We start from the raw sequence: 18,015 nt of genomic DNA, 5'->3' as shown, positions 1-18,015 counted from the left end.
TAACTTTATAGAGGAATATTTCCATGTTTTTTTGCTGGTCTAGTTTCTCTCTTGGACATAAGCATATTTAGTGCATCTACAAGTCTTGGTCTTGTGGCATTTGGTTCAATTACATCATCTACATATCCTCTTTCTGCTGCTTTATAAGGAGTAGCAAATTCAGCTGTATATTCTTGAATTTTTTTAGCTCTTTCCTCAGCAGGATTTTCTGCATTTTTAATATCATTTCTAAAAATAATATTTGCAGCTCCTTCCGGTCCCATTACTGCAATTTCAGCACTTGGCCATGCCAGTACGATATCTGCTCCTAATTCTTTATTACACATAGCAATATAAGATCCTCCATAAGCTTTTCTTGTAATAAGCGTCACTTTAGGTACAGTAGCTTCACTATATGCATAAAGCATTTTTGCTCCATGTCTTATGATTCCACCATATTCTTGATTGGTTCCTGGCAAAAATCCTGGAACGTCTACAATATTAAGAAGTGGAATATTAAAAGCATCACAAAATCTTATAAATCTTGCGGATTTATCAGATGCATTAATGTCTAAACATCCTGCTAGGAATTTAGGTTGGTTTGCAATAATTCCTACTGTACTTCCATTGATTCTTGCAAAACAAGTAATAATATTTTTTGCAAAATGAGGATGCACTTCATAGTAATCTCCATCATCTACAATTCTTGAAATCACATCAAACATATCATATGGTTTATTAGGATGATCTGGAAGCAATTCATCAAGTTCTGGAATGATTCTATTGATGTCATCTTGCGTCTCATAAATCGGAGGATTTTCCATATTATTAGATGGTAAGAAGCTTAAAAGTCTTCTAATTTGCATAATACAATCTTCATCATCTACTGCTACAAAGTGAGCAACCCCACTAATTGTATTATGAGTCATAGCTCCACCTAAAGCTTCTGCTGAAACCTCTTCTCCTGTCACTGTCTTAATGACTTGAGGTCCCGTAATAAACATTTTACTTGTTTGGTCTACCATATATATAAAATCTGTAATTCCTGGAGAATATACGGCTCCACCTGCAGAAGGCCCCATAATAGCTGATATTTGAGGAATTACTCCTGAAGCAATAGTATTTCTATAAAATATTTTCCCATATCCTGATAGTGCATCTACTGCTTCTTGAATTCTAGCTCCTCCTGAATCATTCAGACCTACTACAGGCGCACCTACCTTTAGTGCATTTTCTTGTACCTTACATATTTTTGCTGCATGCATTTCACCTAACGATCCGCCAATCACCGTAAAATCTTGCGCAAAAGCATATACTAATCTTCCATCTACCATACCATATCCAGTGACTACCCCTTCACCTGGTGCCTCTTCTTTTTCCATTGAGAAATTTGTGCATCTATGTTTGACAAAAGCATCTAATTCCACAAATGTTCCTTCATCAAACAAAAGATTCAATCTCTCTCTTGCTGTTAATTTCCCTGAAGCATGTTGCTTTTCAATTCTTTTTTGACCGCCTCCAAGGATTATTTTTTCTCTGCGTTTTTGTAAATCTTCTATTTTCATATTTGCCATGAATTTGCCCTCCTGTTCTCTATCATATATAAAAGTGTTTCCTATTGTCTTTCACTTAATTCTACAAGTACTCCATTTGTACTCTTAGGATGACAAAATGCAATTTTGGCGCCCCCTGCTCCATATCTTGGCTTTTCATCTATCATTCTAACTCCTTTTTCTTTTAATTCCTCAATAGCTTCTTCAATATTGGGAACTCTAAAAGCAATATGTTGAATTCCTGCTCCTTTTTTCTCAATAAATTTTGCAATGGGACCATCTGGGTCTGTAGATTCTAATAGTTCAACTTCTGTATCTCCTACTGGAAGAAATGCTACTTTTACCTTTTGTTCTTCTACTACTTCTGTTCCTTGTAAATCAAGACCTAGGATATCTTGATAAAATTTTAATGTTTCATCTAAGCTCTTTACAGCCACACCAATATGATCTACTCTTAATACTTTCATTTTATCTCCTCCTTATTTTTTCTATTTCATTTTCTCTAATATTTTTTCCCCAGCTGAATATGGATCTATATTTCTTAGGGCAACATCCTGTGCCAATTGATTGACCATATCTTCTTTAGATGATTGATCTAAGATCATACTCATCATCTTTTGCTGGATCAAATCAATAATTTCTAATTTGCTATTTTTCATTCTTTTTTCTTTCAGTTTTCCTGTTTCTTTTAAATAATTCATGTGTTCTTTGATATGTCCAATTAGTTCCTCAATCCCCTTATTTTCTATAGCTATGACCTTTTGTACGGGTGGTCTTCGATCTGATTTATTAAAATCAAGCATCATTTCAATCTCTGTTGCCGTTCTTTTTGCTCCATCTCTATCTGCTTTATTAATAGCAAACACATCTCCTATTTCCATAATACCTGCTTTAATAGCCTGAATATCATCTCCAAGTCCTGGGACCATGACCATAAGCGTAGTATCTGCATTTTTTGCAATATCTACTTCAGATTGTCCTACCCCTACTGTTTCAATAAATATGTAATCTGCTCCATAAATATCCAATATTTTTACAGCTCCTTGTGTAGCCTTAGAAAGTCCTCCTAGATGTCCCCTTGTTCCCATACTTCTTATAAAAACACCTGGATCAATACTTAATTCATTCATTCTTACCCGATCTCCTAGTATAGATCCTCCTGTAAAAGGACTAGTAGGGTCTATGGCAATCACACCTATTGTTTTTCCTTCTCTTCTTAAAGCTTTTACAATCTTATCTGTCAAGGTACTCTTTCCTGCACCAGGAGGTCCTGTAATACCAATCACATGAGCATTTCCTGTCTTATGATAACATTTTTTCAAAATATCAATTGCTTCTTTTTCCTGATTCTCAATCATTGTAATCAATCTTGCAACTGCTCTTTTTTCCCCTTTTAACAATCTATCTCCTAAATCCATTCCATCACCGCCTATACAAACAGTCATAACGCAGAGCACAGACCCATTGATCTGCGTCTGCTTTTGTGTATATTATTATTTTCTTACATTATTTTTTATAAATTCAATTGTTTTTGAAGTTGGAGTACCTGGAGTAAAAATTTCTTTTATTCCTTTCTCTTTTAAAAATGGAATATCCTCATCTGGAATCACTCCACCACCTAAAACTAAAATATCATCTACTCCTTCTTGTTCTAATAATTCCACTACTTTTGGAAGAAGTGTGTTATGAGCTCCAGATAAAATACTCATGGCAATACATTCAACATCCTCTTGAATAGCAGCACTAACAATTTGTTCTGGTGTTTGTCTAAGTCCTGTATAAATAACTTCCATTCCTGCATCTCTTAAAGCTCTTGCAATTACTTTTGCACCTCTATCATGCCCATCTAGGCCAGGTTTTGCTACTAATACTCTAATGGGTCTATCCATAAATTTTTCCTCCTTTATATATTTTTAAAATATTTCTCTATAATTGCACGCTTTGTTGATATTCCCCAAAAACTTCTCTCATAACACCACAAATTTCTCCTAATGTTGCATATGCTCTTACTGCATCTAATATATATGGCATTAAATTATTGTCTCCTTGACATGCGTTTCTTAAATCTTCTAATCTTTCTTTTACAATATTATTGTCTCTCTTTCCTCTTAAATCTTCTAATTTTTTCTTTTGAAGTTCTCCCACTACCGGGTCTACTCTTAATAATCCCTTCGGTGGCTGTTCTTCTACTTGAAATTTATTCATACCTACAATAATTCTTTTTCCATTTTCTATATCTTTTTGATAATTATAAGCAGCATCCATAATCTCTTGCTGAATATATCCATTATCAATGGCTCTAGGTGCACCACCTATTTCATCTATTTTTCTAATATATTCCATCGCTTCTTCTTCTATTTGTTTTGTTTTGGCTTCAATAAAATATGAACCTGCCAAAGGATCTACCGTATCTGCAGCACCACTTTCATAAGCTACAATTTGTTGTGTTCTTAAAGCTGTTCTTACAGATTCTTCAGTAGGAAGAGCTAGTGCTTCATCCTTAGAATTTGTATGTAGAGACTGAGTCCCTCCTAAAACAGCTGCTAATGTTTGAATAGCTACACGTACAATATTGTTTTCTGGTTGTTGGGCTGTAAGAGTAGATCCACCTGTTTGTGTATGAAATTTAAGCTTCATAGATTTTTCTTTTTTCGCTCCAAATCTTTCTTTCATGATTCTTGCCCATAATCTTCTTGCTGCTCTAAATTTTGAAACTTCTTCTAAAATATCATTATGAGCATTAAAGAAGAAAGATAGTCTTGGTGCAAAAGTATCTACATCTAGTCCTGCTTTAATAGCTGCTTCTACATAAGCAATTCCATCTGCCAAAGTAAAGCCTACTTCTTGTGCAGCAGTAGATCCAGCTTCTCTAATGTGGTATCCTGAAATACTAATAGTGTTCCATTGTGGCACTTCCTTTGAGCAATACTCAAATATATTGGTAATAAGCCTCATAGATGCTTCTGTTGGGAAAATATAAGTTCCACGTGCAATATACTCTTTTAAAATATCATTTTGGATAGTTCCTCTTAATTTATCTGCAGTAACACCTTGTTTTTCAGCAACTGCAATATACATAGCCAAAAGCACAGATGCTGGTGCATTAATAGTCATAGAAGTAGAAACTTTATCTAATGGAATACCATCGAATAAAATTTCCATATCTGCTAAAGAATCAATAGCAACTCCAACTTTTCCAACTTCCCCTTCAGCCAATGGATGGTCCGAATCATATCCTATTTGAGTTGGAAGATCAAAAGCTACGGAAAGTCCCATTGACCCTTGTTCAATTAAGAATTTATAACGTTTATTAGATTCTTCTGCTGTAGCAAAACCTGCATACATACGCATAGTCCAAAATCTTCCTCTATACATATTAGGTTGAACACCCCTTGTATAAGGAAAACTTCCTGGCATTCCTAAATCTTTTTCATAATCAAAATCCTCAATATCTAGAGGAGTATATAGTCTATTGACTACCTCTCCTGAACCACTTTCAAATATTTCTTTTCTTTCTGGTCTTTTTTGTATAGACTCTCCTACCTTTTCCTCATAAGCTGTGAATCTTTCTCTAATTTTGTCTAGTTTTTCTTTTTGAAACATATTTCTCCTCCTCCTCTTCTGACTATATAGGATGTTTAATATACTTTAAGAATATCATAAATACTATAATTTTGTACCCTGTTTTAGAAAGTATGTTTGTATACATTGTGTTATATAACATACAACATTTATCTCATCTTCATACTACCTGTTTTCAAAAATCTATGATGAAAAGACAACGCTTCATCTAATAGATGTGGTTCATGTTTAGCTTTCCCATTCTCTGCTCTTTTTAAGTAATCCATAAGGGTATCTTTATAATTAGGATGGGCACAATTTTTTATTATCTTTTTGGCTCTTTCTACTGGAGAAGTTCCTCTTAAATCCGCAATCCCCTGTTCTGTAACAATGACTTCCACATCATGTTCTGTATGATCTACATGAGACACCATAGGCACAATAGAAGAAATATCTCCATTCTTAGCAGTAGAGACTGTAGTAAATATAGAAAGGTACGCATTTCTTGTAAAATCTCCTGATCCTCCTATTCCATTCATCATTCTAGATCCCATGATATTGGTAGAATTTACATGTCCATATATGTCTACTTCTATGGCTGTATTCATAGCAATCACACCTAATCTTCTTGCTACTTCTGGATTGTTGCTAATTTCCATAGGCCTTAAAATACAATGTTTTGCATAATGCTTCATATTTTTAATGAGTCTTTTTAAACCTTCCTCTGATGGAGTGAAGGAAGTCCCAGAAGCTACGGTTACTTTTCCAGCATCAATTAAATCAAACATAGAATCCTGAATAACTTCTGTATAACAAGTTAAATTTTCAAATTTCGAATCTACTATTCCTCCTAAAACTGCATTGGCAACAGATCCTACTCCTGATTGTAATGGTAATAAATTTTTAGGCATTCTATTCATTTTTACTTCATGTTCTAAAAAATCTATAATGTATCCAGATATTTTTTGTGAATCTTCGTCAATAGATCCAAGAGGTCTTACTTTATCTTTTATATCTGTAATAACAATAGCTTGAATTTTTTCTGGATCACATGGAATATAATGTGTCCCAATACGATCTCCTGGATGAACAATAGGAATAGGTTTTCTATGTGGCGGTTTATTTGGAATATAAATATCATGTACTCCTTCTAGTTCCATAGGTTGGCTTGTATTAATTTCTACAATAACTTTTTTTGCATTTTTAATAGCATGAGGAGACAATCCTACCGACATGGTAGGAATAATTCCTCCATCCTCTGTTATAGCCAAAGCTTCTACCAGTGCAATATCAATTTCTCCAAAGAAACCATAATCTATATATTGTGGAACATGACTAAGATGCATATCTTGATACAAAATGCTTCCTTCATTGATACTATTTCTTATATCTTTATGTGTTTGATAAGGAAACCTTCTTTGGATCACTCCAGATCTTGTTAATGCTCCATCCAATTCATCTCCTACAGAAGCTCCTGTAATCAGAGTAATACCTATTTTTTCACCTTCCTCTGACCTTTTTGCTAATGCTGAAGGAACTGCTTTTGGATATCCAGCAGGAGTAAATCCACTTGTTGCAACAGTCATTCCATCTTTAAAAAACATAGCAGCTTCTTGTGCAGACATAATTTTACTTTTTAAATCTTCTCTTCTAATTCTTCTTTCTAACATGCTTATTCCTCCCACCTATACATATTTAAAAATATAAAAATCTAATCTTTATTCTCTTTTACATAGGCATATTGTGTAATAATATGGTCCAAAGTACCATTCCTAAAAGAGCAAATGGATAAGTAGCTCCATATCCTGCTGCCGGTTCATCACTTCCTACTGCATCTATAGCTGCTCCTAATCCTGGAGTAGATGTCATTCCTCCGCAAATGGCACCTGATAACATAATCCAGTTAATATTTAGTATATATTTACCCACTACAAACCCTACTACACAAGCTACAAAACCTACTACTAAAGATACTACAGCCAAATATAGTCCACTTCCAGCTAAAGCATCAAATACTTTAAATCCATATTGTAATCCTACAATGGCTAAGAAAAATGCTAGAGCAATTTGACGAATTACACCTAATATTTTATTATCCATTCTAAAATTCATAAAACCAATCTTACCTATATATCCTAAAATCAAAGACCCAATTAAGACTCCTCCTGTAGATCCTAAACTAAAATTTCCCAAAGGTCCTAGAGGAATTTGTATCACCCCAATAGTATATCCAAAGAAACAGGCTACTGTAAAAGCTAGTAAATCAAAAGAAACTTCTTGAATTTCTTTTTCTCCTTTTGATTTCCTCGCTTCTTCCATCTCTTTTCTAAATTGATTCAATTCACTTTCCACATTGATTCCAAATAACTTAGGAATTAAATTTACTGCTAAAATTACAATAATTACTCCAAAAGGATAGCCAATGGCATGCCCTACTCCAATTCCTGCTTGTGCATCTTTTATAAATTGCTTTTTTTGTTCCTCTGTTAAAGTAGGCGTATTTTCTGGAGTTAATCTTCCAGATGGATCTAATAATTTTAATAGCTTTTGTTTTCCTTCTCTTGTATCATTTTCATAATCTGCTACAGCCTTTGTAGAGTGTCCAGTTGCTGTTTCAATAGCTGCTGCAAGCCCTGGTGAGCTAGTTAAAGCTCCTGTATACACTCCAGATACTTGATATGGATTTGCATCGTCACTTAAAAGAGTCATTCCATAAGTTGCAGCAGCACCCATTAAAGTAATGAGTACTCCTAATACTACAAACTTTATTCCATATCTTTTCAAAACCGTACCCATGTCTTTTGCTGCTAAAAGTCCTACTGCTGCTACAAATAAAATTAAAAAGATAGTAAAGAAATTTTTAGAAATCACTCCTGCTTCAATTAATTTTTGAGCTGTAGAAAAGTTTGCATCAGACTGTGTAAACCCATTTGCATATCCTAATACCCACCATCCTATAACGAGTCCAGTAAACAACGTTCCCGATATTCCAAAGTTGAATTTTCCAAACTTTATTTTTCCAAATAATAAACCTGTAAACACAGCAATAAACATAAGAATATAAGGGCTCATCATCCATGCTTCTAAATCAAATTTCATAAATTCGCCTCCTTATTTTTTAAAAATTGGCTCCAACCGCTCACTACTTTTATTGCTATCTTCCCCCCTTTAACATTTTTCACATTATTCAGATTTATTATGTTCTTATTTTTAAGTTGTATGGATTTTTATTGCAAATTCTATTCCACATTTTGTATGTTTTAAAAAATATATAGGTATTTTTCTGAATTTTTCGTTATTTTATTCTGTAATCCTTGCTAATAAGCGTCTCTATTTTTTCAGTGTCTTTCCTATTTTGTTTAATCTTCAAACAATTTAGTTTATTTAGTTGTTTGAAATTATAATTTATAATTATTTCTTTCTTTTTTAAAAAACAAAGGTGGTAAATAATTTACCACCTTTGTTTCAAATTTTACCACCTATTTATTTATACTATATTTTTCAATTTTTCTCCTTAAAGTCACACGAGATATACCTAATGTTTCTGCCGTCTTCGTAATATTCCATTCGTTTTTTCTTAATGCAGAATGAATAGCTTCCATTTCAACATTTTCAAGATTCATATTCAATTCATTATTTTGATTCATATTCTGGCAGCTAATTAGATTCTGTGGTAAATCCTCCACATCAATCCACTCATCTTCTTGAAAAATCATGACTCTTTCCACAAGATTTTTTAATTCTCTTACATTTCCTTTCCAATCATAGTTCTTTGCAATATTTAAGACTTCTTGTGTCATTCCCTTTATACTTTTATTTAAATCTTTATTGTATTGATTGATAAAAAACTCTAATAAAACTGGAATATCTTCTTTTCTTTCTCTCAAGGGTTTTGTGTAAATAGGAATGACATTTAACCGATAATAAAGATCTTCTCTAAAATTACCATTTTTTATCTCTTGTATAATATCTTTATTTGTGGCAGCAATCACATTTGTACGAAATCCAATCTCTTTTACTCCACCCACTCTTCTAAATTTTTTTTCTTGTAACACTCTTAAGAGTTTTGCTTGGAGTAAAATATCCATATCTCCTATTTCATCTAAAAATAACGTTCCTTCATTTGCTTCTTCTATGAGTCCCTTTTTTTGAGTTTTTGCATCAGAAAAAGCTCCTTTCTCATATCCAAATAATTCGCTCTCTTGTAAATTTTTTGGAATAGCTGCACAATTTAGCGCCACATAAGGCTTATTTTTTCGAAACCCATTAAAATGGATCGCCTTTGCAATAACATCTTTTCCTGTACCACTTTCTCCTTGAATAAAAATAAAAGTATCATAAGTCATATTTCCCACTTTATAAGCAATCTGCCTAATATATTCAATCCACTGACTTTCTCCTATAATTTCCATTTCATTTTCTTTATGATCAGATAATTCTCTTGTTTTTTGTATATATTTTATATTATTTTCTATACTTTCTGTGATTTCTTTAATATGAAATGGCTTTGTAAAATAATCATTTGCTCCTAATTTCATGGCTTCTACTGCAAGTTTTACTTCACTAATATATGTAATCATTATCACCATACAATCTTTATTTTGTTTTCGAATTTTTCTTAATACTTCTATTCCATTGATTCCAGGTAAATTTATATCCACAATACACAAATTTGGCTTTTCTTTATAGAAAATTTCCATACCTTCTTCTCCTGAAGCAGCAGTAAAAATTTTTACACCTGTTTTTTCAATGCCTACTCTTAGAGATAATCTTATACTTTTTTCATCATCAATAATCAGTACCTTCAGTTGGATCTCCTCCTTCAAAGGTCAATATAAAGTCTGTTCCTTCTTCCTTTTGACTTTTTACAGAAATATTTCCGTTATTGTCCTTAATGATTTTATGCACAATAGAAAGGCCTAATCCTGTTCCATCTTCTTTTGTACTGAAAAATGGATTAAATATTTTATCCACTACATCTTCATCCATTCCATTTCCATTGTCTTTTATTGAAATCATTACATTGTTAGATTCTACTCCTTGTACTTTGATTTGAATAATCCCATAATTGTCAACAGCTTGTATTCCATTTTTAATAATATTTACAATAGCTTGTCGAATGGCAGAAGGAGATACTTTGATCAAAGGAACTTGAGATGGAAATTGTTTCATAATTCGAATTTGCTTATATCTAATTTCTGATTTTAATATATTAAGTGCACTATCTATAATATGCAATATATTTACATATACCTTTTCATTATTATGCATTCTTGTAAACTCTAAATAATTGATTACAATATTATTAAGCATGCCTACTTCTTCTATAAGGGCATGTATAATTTCTTCTCTTACATCTTCATGATCCATATTTTCTTTTAATACTTCTAAAAGATTTGTCATTCCTGCTAATGGATTTCCTATTTCATGAATGATGGCAGAAGATAATTCTCCTATGGTTTTTAATTTATCTTCTCTTTTTAATTGTTCTTCTAACATTTTTATACGAGTTACATCTTTCATCAAACAAACAATTCCTATGATTTCTCCATCATCATTGTATACAGATGAAATAATCATACTGATAAAAACTTCTTCTTTTTTACTATTTTGTATTTTATATTCTTTTTCTATAATTTTATTTTTTTCTTTTTGAGAAATACTAAATATTTCATCTGGAAAATATAAAGAAGAAACTAGCCTTTCGACTTTTTCTCCTATAACATCGATTCCAGCCACACCTATAATATCTTCAGAGGTTTTATTAAATATCACAATTTGTTTTTCTTCATTAATTACAATAACACCCATTCCTGCACTTCTTAAAATATTATTCAAATACTTTCTAGTATCCTGCTCTTTTTTATGCAATGTCTTTAAATCTTCTATTTTTGTATCTAAATCTTTACTCATTCTATAAAAAGCAAGTTGTAATTCTCCTATCTCATTATTTTTTGTTACTCTAAACCCTTTAAGCCCCTGTTTTATATCTTTGCTTATTTTTCTTGTGTATATTACTAATTTTTCAATAGGTTTTGTAATGGTATATGCAATAAATAAACTAAGTATTAATGCTGTAATCATAATCATAATAATCCAAGGAATCAATTCTTTTTGAATACGCTTTATTTCTTCCCCAATATAAGCTTCATCTCTTTCAACTACTACAAGTCCTTCGTAGTTTTCAATATCATGAAAAGAAATATAAACTGTATGAAGTCCTTTTTCATATTTTCCTACACCTTTTATATTCTTTTTTATGATTTCATCCAAAGTATATGTTTGATGATTCATTTGAATCTTTCTCTGTAAAAATACTTTTTTCCCTATATGCTCATGTTCAGGACTAACTAATATTTTTCTATCATTATCAATTACATAAATTCTTCCATCATAGGATTTTTGAGTTTTGTATATGATATCTCGAATAGATTCTAACGGAACTCCTCCTCCTATCATTCCACTCATAACGGTACTATGGGGTTTAAATATAGGAGAAACTATCATGATATGAGGTTGATTCAGAAGGCTACTGATAAAGACTTTACTAATATATGTCTTCTTATTTTCTATAATATAATGATAATATTCTCTTTTTACATAATCTCTATGATAGATAATATCATTATGAGGAATGCTATAAACTATTTTACCATCCACACTCATAAAAAACATAACATCCATCCATCTATAACTATTATAAACTTCTAAAATATGCTTTTGAATATTTTCCATGCTCTGTCCTGTAGCATTTTTTGCTACATATTCTACTGTATTTTGTGCATCTAGTAAATATTGATTGACTTGATCAGAAACCATATTACCGATTCTTTCATTTTCATTCACAATATGTTTTCTGATTTGTTCTGAAAATATTTTATAAGATGCATAACTGCTTGCCAAAATAGTAAATACAACCAACAAAATAATGAACATAGGTATTTTTATTTTTAAACTTTTCACTGATTTCACTCCTATACAGAGTAATATTAATATAATTCTATATATTCAAAAAAACACCTTTTTTCTCTTTAAAATCATCCTCGATTCATCCCCTAAAGAATATTTGAGCAAAGTTATAAAAATAAGAAACATTTATTGAGAATTTGTGACGTTTTTTATGACTTTGTCTACAAACGCAAGAATATAAAAAGCCCTTACGGGCTTTTTATATTCTTGCAATTCCTTCTTCTCTTGCAGCTTTCATAACTGCATTGGCTACAGCTTGCGACACTTTTTGATCAAAAGGATTTGGAATAATTTGATCTACTCCTAATTCATCCTCTCTCAAAACATTGGCAATAGCATAAGCTGCCTTAAGCTTCATATTTTCAGTAATTTTTTCTGCTCGAACAGCTAATGCTCCTTTAAATATCCCAGGAAAAGCAAGTACATTATTAATTTGATTTGGAAAATCAGATCTTCCTGTTCCTACAATAAAGGCCCCAGCTTCCTTAGCATCATCAGGCATAATTTCTGGAGTAGGATTTGCCATTGCAAATAAAATAGATTTTTGATTCATAGAAGATACCATTTCTTTTGTTAATACATTTGGAACAGATACTCCTATAAATACATCTTTATTTTCGATCACATCTTTTAATTTTCCCTTTTGCTTTTTCTTATTAGTTATTTTTGAAATTTCTTCTTGTGCCCAATTTAAGCCTTCCATTCCTTCATAAATAGCTCCTGCTTTATTACAAAAGATAATATCTTTTACTCCTGCTTGTAAAAGAATCTTTCCGATTGCTATTCCTGCTGAACCTGGTCCATTAATAACAACTTCTGTATCCTCTATTTTTTTGCCTGCAAGCTTCAATGCATTAATTAAAGCCGCCAAGCATACAATAGCTGTACCATGTTGATCATCATGAAACACAGGAATATCTAATTCTTCTTGAAGCCTTCTTTCTATTTCAAAACATCTAGGTGCTGCAATATCCTCTAAATTGATTCCTCCAAACATAGGCTCCATAAGCTTTATTGTCCTTATAATTTCTTCTTCATCTTTTGTATTTAAACAAATAGGAAAAGCATCTACTCCAGCAAATTCTTTAAAAAGTACAGCTTTTCCTTCCATAACAGGAATAGCTGCATAAGGGCCTATATCTCCAAGTCCTAATACAGCTGTGCCATCACTTACAACAGCCACCATATTTCCTTTTGATGTATACGTATAAACATTTTCTTTATTTTCATTAATTTTTCTACAAGGCTCTGCCACTCCAGGAGTATACGCAATAGAAAGATCATCCTTATTTTTTACAGGGATTTTACTTTCTATTGAAATCTTCCCCTTATTTTCTTTATGTAACTTTAGTGCCATTTCATTATAATCTGCCATGGATTATACCTCCTCGTTCTTTTATATGATTCATTATACAACAATTTTAAAAATTTTTTGTCAATATATAAGTATTTCCTAGGAAATTTTTATATATTCTCCATCATTTTTTACTTCTATTTCATTTTAAAAAAACAACCCCTTTTCATATACAAAAGGGGCTTGTGATTATTCTTTATCTAAGTCTATTAGATCGTCTTTTTCTTGTGTTTTTTCTAAGTTTATTTCTCCTGTAAATAATTTTTCAAATTCCTCTGCATTTAATGTTTCTACCTCTAAAAGTTGATTGGCTACAAGATGAAGTTTATCCATATTTTCATTTAATATGGTTTCTGCTCTTTCATAAGCATGATCAATGATCTTTCTTACTTCTTTATCTATCTTAGAAGCAATTTCTTCAGAATAATTTCTCTTTGTAGAAAAATCTCTTCCTAAGAATACCTCATCTTCAGAGCTATAGTTTACAGATCCTAAAGTCTCACTCATTCCGTATTTAGTAACCATGGCCATAGCAATATTTGTAGCTCTTTCTAAATCATTACTTGCTCCTGTGCTAATATCATCTAATACTAGTTTTTCTGCTACTCTACCACCTAATAATTGTACAATTCTATCTTCCATTTCTCTTTTAGTAGTATAAGATTTTTCCTCTTTAGGAAGATACATAGTAAATCCGCCAGCCCTTCCTCTAGGAATAATCGTTACTTGATGAACTGGGTCAGAATGTGGAATCATTCTAGCTACAACTGCATGACCTGCTTCATGAAAAGCTGTAAGTCTTCTATCTTCGTCACTTACTACTCTACTTCTTTTTTCTGGTCCTGCAATGACTTTTGTAATAGCTTCTTCTATCGTATCCATATTGATTTTCTTTCTATCTTTTCTTGCAGATAAAAGGGCAGCCTCATTCATAAGATTTTCAATATCAGCAGGTGTAAAACCTGGTGTTCTTTTTGCTAATACTTTCAAGTCTACATCATCTTCTAATGGCTTATTTCTTGAATGAACTTTTAGAATTTCTTCTCTTCCCTTAATATCTGGTACTCCTACCATTACTTGTCTATCAAATCTTCCTGGTCTAAGTAATGCTGGATCTAATATATCTGGTCTATTGGTAGCTGCAATGATAATAATTCCTTCGTTGATTCCAAACCCGTCCATTTCAACTAATAATTGGTTTAGAGTTTGTTCTCTTTCATCATGTCCTCCACCAAGACCTGCTCCTCTTTTTCTTCCTACTGCATCAATTTCATCGATAAATACAATACATGGAGAATTTTTCTTTGCTTGTTCAAAAAGATCTCTTACACGAGATGCTCCTACTCCTACAAACATTTCAACAAAATCAGAACCACTAATACTAAAAAATGGCACTCCCGCTTCTCCTGCAGTGGCTCTAGATAAATATGTTTTTCCAGTTCCTGGAGGTCCTACCATTAATATTCCTTTCGGAATCCTTGCTCCTAATTCCATATATTTTTTAGGATTTTTTAAGAAATCAACGACTTCTTGCAGTTCTTCTTTTTCTTCATCTAAGCCTGCTACATCATTAAAAGTAACTTTTTTTCTTTCATCTTCTTTATGGAGCTTTGCTTTACTCTTTCCAAAAGACATAACTCTGCTCCCACCACCTTGAGACTGTTGCATAAATACAAACCAAAATACAACAAATATCAAGACCATAAATATGGAAGGTAATATTTCAAAAAACCAAGGTGTCTTTGCTGGTGGTTCTCCCGAAACTTTTAAAACTCCACTTTCCATTTGGGGAAGTATATATTTTTCTGTTAAAATTTCTGAACGGACCACTGGAGGTATATATGTTTCAAAGGACTTACCATTACTCTTCAGTTCACCCTTTACTAAATTCTCAACAATATAAACTTCTTTAACGTTTTGTTTTTGTAGCTCCATGACAAAGTCAGACATACCTAAAGGCACTCTCTCTTGTGTTGGCTGACCATAAAAATGCACAATAGAGATAATAATAATGAATAATAGTATGTAGAAGCTAGCTCCCCTAAAAAACTTCTTCAACAAAAGCCCTCCCTTCAATGCGATTATTTCCTTTCATGTAACATCTTTTTATTCTACCATATTTTTTTTGGTAAAACAACAAAGACTATTTATCTGTATGATTAAAAAATTTTAAAAATTTTTATTTTTTCTTCTTATAGCTCATCACTAAAATTTTTTTCGTATCTTGATCAATCTTATATTTTTCACTTACTCTATACCCCACAATCCACATAATCTCTTTTTCATCACATATAAGAGGAATTTCATCTCTTTTTTGTTTTGGTATTTTTTCATCAATAAAAAAGTCCTTTAGCTTTTTACTTCCTTTCATTCCTAAAGGAAAAAATCGATCTCCATCTTTTCGATTTCTAATCACTAGATTTCCCCTAATTTTATCATAATCAAATAATTTTACATGATCTTCCTTTGAAATCTGTTTTAAGTCTTTCCTATCCATGATATGAGAAAAAATTTCACTGCTTGTTTCTTGAAGGTATAGTATTTCACCAATATTTATATTGTATTCAAAATCATACTTTTCTATTTCTTTTTTTTCTATAGAAAAAATTAAATATTCCTCTTCTATTCTAACCCATAAACCTCTTGGAAGATCTATTTTGTTTCCTAAATTATTCTTTTCTACAAGATTTATAATACTTTGAATATGTTTCATTTGTATATCTTTTAAATTTCCGACCATTTCCCATATGGCTTGTCTAAGTATCCTCTTTTGAATGGCTCTATGTTGCCGTTTAAGCAAAATTTTATCAATACAAATTTCTTTATCTCTTCTTTTTACAATTATATCATATACATCTTTTTGATAATCTTCTATAAAATTTTTATCCTCCCTTAAAACATTAGCTGTTCTTGATAGAGTTTCCTTAATATTAGGATTAAAATATTTTTGTATGTATGGAATAAACTCTAACCTTATTCTATTTCTTGTATAAATAGTTTCTAGATTAGTATGGTCTATTCTTGGATGAAGATTATTTTTTTCACAATAATCTTCTATTTCATACCTGCTAATGTCTAAAATGGGTCTTATAATTTTTTCATCTCTTACATAAGAAATAGCACACAATCCTTCAAGACCAGATCCTCTCATAAGTCTCATGAGCACTGTCTCTGCTTGATCATCCATATTTTGTGCAACTGCTATTTTTTTAGATTTTGTTTTTTTTAAAACTTCTTCAAATAGATCATATCTTATTTCTCGTCCTCCCTCTTCAAAAGTAATTCCTCTATCTTTACTATACTCCTCTACATTTCTTGTATAGATAAAGGCAGGAATATTAAGCTTTTTACAAATTTTTTCTACATATGCTGCATCTTGATCTGCTGCGTCTCCTCTAAATTGATGATTCAAATGTACCACATAAAGCTTTAAATCATATTCTTTTTGAATCTTACACAAAAGGTGCAAAAGACAAATAGAATCAGGCCCTCCAGAAACCCCTATAACAATACCGTCTCCCCTTTGAATCATTTTATGTTCCTGTATTGTCTTTAAAAACTTTTTTAACATCTCTTTACTCCTGTTCTTAACTTTTCTATCCTATACTTCTATATATTACCCTTAAAACCCTGCTAAAACTAAATAGTTTTTATCTTTTCAATACTTTTTCTTTATTTTATACAACACTTGTACAAAACCAATATAAAAAAAATAAAACTTCCTATAAATACTATATCAATACTTTTATATACATCAAAAACGAATACATTTTTCTTATGTCTTTCTGCTTTATAATGTTTTTCTATCTCTATTAAAAATATTTTAAAAGTAATCGTTTGATTTAAACATTTTTGAATACAAAAGATCAATTGAGTAGAAAATTTAAGTTCTTTTAATTTTTGAATCATTTTTTTGATACTTGTTTCATGAGGACAAAAAATAGTACCTGTTAAAAGATGAATCATTAAAATGGTAATAGAAAACAGATCATACTTCTCATCAGCTCTTCTAATCCCCATATTCCAGCTCGCTCGATCATAATTAGGTGTGAATTCTTTTATAGAATCCCCTACACATACTACACCTCCTAGATCAATAATTTTTATCTTATGATTTTTTTCATCAATCATAATATTTTCAAGCTTTAAATCTCCAAATATAAAATTTTGATCATGAAGGTTCTTAAATACATTTCCAATAAATAAAATAATTCCTAGAGTACTTTTTATACTTACTTTTTTTGTTTTTATGTATTCTTTTAGATTTTTGCCTTGTATATATTCCATAACTATATAGTATAATCTATGATTTTGAAATATAAAGTCATCTATTTCTTTAATACAAGGAATAGCATCCATATAAAAAAATTTTTTTAGCATATCATATTCTTTTGTAATACTCTGTAAATCATCACTAACTTTTAATGCCCATATCTGATTTGTACTTTGATCCTTTACTTTATAGACCTTGCCAACCCCTCCCTCCCCTAATATATCTAGTATCTTATATACATTTTTATTCCACTTTCCGATAATATACTCTCCTTGAGAAAGTCTTACTTTGTTCATATATCTCTCCCTTTCTCACAAAAAAACGAC

The 18,015-nt window shown here is 31.4% G+C and carries 13 protein-coding genes; all 13 read right to left on the bottom strand.

Translation table 11 applies throughout. From position 1 onward, the window contains the following. Nucleotides 1-5: 5 nt before the first annotated feature. Complete coding sequence (gene mmdA, locus BN2409_RS05060) at nt 6-1,553, bottom strand: methylmalonyl-CoA decarboxylase subunit alpha (RefSeq protein WP_053955575.1); 1,548 nt, start codon at nt 1,551-1,553, stop codon at nt 6-8. A gap of 41 nt (nt 1,554-1,594) precedes the next feature. Continuing rightward, the gene (gene mce, locus BN2409_RS05055) at nt 1,595-1,999 is read right to left on the bottom strand and encodes a methylmalonyl-CoA epimerase (protein WP_053955574.1); all 405 of its coding nucleotides are present in this window, start codon (nt 1,997-1,999) and stop codon (nt 1,595-1,597) included. 21 nt (nt 2,000-2,020) lie between these two features. Next, nucleotides 2,021-2,950, bottom strand: coding sequence for a methylmalonyl Co-A mutase-associated GTPase MeaB (gene meaB, locus BN2409_RS05050; protein WP_053955573.1), 930 nt, complete (start codon nt 2,948-2,950; stop codon nt 2,021-2,023). Between the two features lie 75 nt (nt 2,951-3,025). Further along, nucleotides 3,026-3,421: a cobalamin B12-binding domain-containing protein gene (locus BN2409_RS05045; RefSeq protein ID WP_053955572.1), complete on the bottom strand. Its 396-nt coding sequence runs from the start codon at nt 3,419-3,421 to the stop codon at nt 3,026-3,028. 37 nt (nt 3,422-3,458) lie between these two features. Beyond that, nucleotides 3,459-5,135, bottom strand: coding sequence for an acyl-CoA mutase large subunit family protein (locus tag BN2409_RS05040; protein WP_053955571.1), 1,677 nt, complete (start codon nt 5,133-5,135; stop codon nt 3,459-3,461). Nucleotides 5,136-5,263: 128 nt separating this feature from the next. Next, nucleotides 5,264-6,763: an acetyl-CoA hydrolase/transferase family protein gene (locus tag BN2409_RS05035; protein WP_053955570.1), complete on the bottom strand. Its 1,500-nt coding sequence runs from the start codon at nt 6,761-6,763 to the stop codon at nt 5,264-5,266. A gap of 58 nt (nt 6,764-6,821) precedes the next feature. Continuing rightward, complete coding sequence (locus tag BN2409_RS05030; RefSeq protein ID WP_053955569.1) at nt 6,822-8,192, bottom strand: aspartate-alanine antiporter-like transporter; 1,371 nt, start codon at nt 8,190-8,192, stop codon at nt 6,822-6,824. Between the two features lie 380 nt (nt 8,193-8,572). Continuing rightward, nucleotides 8,573-9,919, bottom strand: coding sequence for a sigma-54-dependent transcriptional regulator (locus tag BN2409_RS05025; RefSeq protein WP_053955568.1), 1,347 nt, complete (start codon nt 9,917-9,919; stop codon nt 8,573-8,575). Then, nucleotides 9,882-12,056 carry a PAS domain-containing sensor histidine kinase gene (locus tag BN2409_RS05020; RefSeq protein WP_053955567.1) on the bottom strand — a complete coding sequence of 725 codons (2,175 nt, stop codon included), beginning with the start codon at nt 12,054-12,056 and terminating at the stop codon, nt 9,882-9,884. Before BN2409_RS05020 ends, BN2409_RS05025 begins: the two co-directional genes overlap by 38 nt. A 205-nt stretch (nt 12,057-12,261) precedes the next feature. Further along, the gene (locus tag BN2409_RS05015) at nt 12,262-13,437 is read right to left on the bottom strand and encodes an NAD(P)-dependent malic enzyme (protein ID WP_053955566.1); all 1,176 of its coding nucleotides are present in this window, start codon (nt 13,435-13,437) and stop codon (nt 12,262-12,264) included. A 168-nt stretch (nt 13,438-13,605) separates the two neighbouring features. Further along, nucleotides 13,606-15,474 (bottom strand): ATP-dependent zinc metalloprotease FtsH, encoded by a 1,869-nt coding sequence (gene ftsH, locus BN2409_RS05010; protein WP_053955565.1) that lies wholly within the window; start codon nt 15,472-15,474, stop codon nt 13,606-13,608. Nucleotides 15,475-15,595: 121 nt separating this feature from the next. Then, nucleotides 15,596-16,987 carry a tRNA lysidine(34) synthetase TilS gene (tilS, locus tag BN2409_RS05005; protein ID WP_053955564.1) on the bottom strand — a complete coding sequence of 464 codons (1,392 nt, stop codon included), beginning with the start codon at nt 16,985-16,987 and terminating at the stop codon, nt 15,596-15,598. A gap of 101 nt (nt 16,988-17,088) precedes the next feature. Next, the gene (locus tag BN2409_RS05000) at nt 17,089-17,985 is read right to left on the bottom strand and encodes a serine/threonine protein kinase (RefSeq protein WP_053955563.1); all 897 of its coding nucleotides are present in this window, start codon (nt 17,983-17,985) and stop codon (nt 17,089-17,091) included. Between the last annotated feature and the right edge of the window lie 30 nt (nt 17,986-18,015).

It is taken from the genome of Inediibacterium massiliense, assembly GCF_001282725.1.
Lineage (GTDB): Bacteria > Bacillota > Clostridia > Peptostreptococcales > Thermotaleaceae > Anaerophilus > Anaerophilus massiliensis.
Note: the sequence above shows the minus strand (reverse complement) of the source record. Positions and strands in the feature narration are given on the sequence as shown.

Coding starts and splice junctions, on each gene's coding strand:
- BN2409_RS05045 (WP_053955572.1), bottom strand. CDS start 3,421: ATGGATAGACCCATTAGAGTATTAGTAGCAAAACCTGGCCTAGATGGG.
- BN2409_RS05035 (WP_053955570.1), bottom strand. CDS start 6,763: ATGTTAGAAAGAAGAATTAGAAGAGAAGATTTAAAAAGTAAAATTATG.
- mce (WP_053955574.1), bottom strand. CDS start 1,999: ATGAAAGTATTAAGAGTAGATCATATTGGTGTGGCTGTAAAGAGCTTA.
- tilS (WP_053955564.1), bottom strand. CDS start 16,987: ATGTTAAAAAAGTTTTTAAAGACAATACAGGAACATAAAATGATTCAA.
- meaB (WP_053955573.1), bottom strand. CDS start 2,950: ATGGATTTAGGAGATAGATTGTTAAAAGGGGAAAAAAGAGCAGTTGCA.
- mmdA (WP_053955575.1), bottom strand. CDS start 1,553: ATGGCAAATATGAAAATAGAAGATTTACAAAAACGCAGAGAAAAAATA.
- BN2409_RS05040 (WP_053955571.1), bottom strand. CDS start 5,135: ATGTTTCAAAAAGAAAAACTAGACAAAATTAGAGAAAGATTCACAGCT.
- BN2409_RS05030 (WP_053955569.1), bottom strand. CDS start 8,192: ATGAAATTTGATTTAGAAGCATGGATGATGAGCCCTTATATTCTTATG.
- BN2409_RS05000 (WP_053955563.1), bottom strand. CDS start 17,985: ATGAACAAAGTAAGACTTTCTCAAGGAGAGTATATTATCGGAAAGTGG.
- BN2409_RS05015 (WP_053955566.1), bottom strand. CDS start 13,437: ATGGCAGATTATAATGAAATGGCACTAAAGTTACATAAAGAAAATAAG.